This is a genomic window from Vibrio sp. 10N.222.49.C9, assembly GCF_041474985.1.
Classification (GTDB): domain Bacteria; phylum Pseudomonadota; class Gammaproteobacteria; order Enterobacterales; family Vibrionaceae; genus Vibrio; species Vibrio crassostreae_C.
In genome coordinates, this window is the sequence record NZ_JBFRVD010001097.1 from 1 (window position 1) to 442 (window position 442).

Sequence of the window (442 nt, forward strand, 5' to 3'; positions counted from 1 at the left end):
GACACCATTCTAGGCTTCATTGCTGGCATTCAGTTGGCCGCCAATAAGATGATATCAACGGGGGAATGGATTCAATTAGATAACCACAAAGTGGATGGCACAGTACAGGAAGTAACATTGACCACGGTAAAAGTAAAAAACTGGGACAACACCATTGCCATGATCCCTTCTCAAACTCTCGTTTCAGAACCATTTATCAACTGGTACGGGGTAGATGAAACTGGCGCAAGACGCATAAAAAGGGCCATATTCATTGATGCGGAGACGATAAATTTTGTGGATGCCGATATGCTTGAACACATGGGTAAGTTCAGATTGCTTAAGTCTTACATTGTGCGTAAACAACAAGAAATCGAAGAATACAACCAAACTCTTCCACAAGACTCCGACCCCATCAACTTTAGAAGACTCACTAATCTCGGCTGTTTTCGCGAATACATCG

Annotated in this window: 1 protein-coding gene; it reads left to right on the forward strand. The window is 42.8% G+C overall.

Features of this window, described 5'->3' with window-relative positions:
- On the forward strand, positions 1–442 hold a 442-nt coding region (locus tag AB4585_RS27055), incomplete at both ends, for a mechanosensitive ion channel family protein (RefSeq protein ID WP_372171828.1).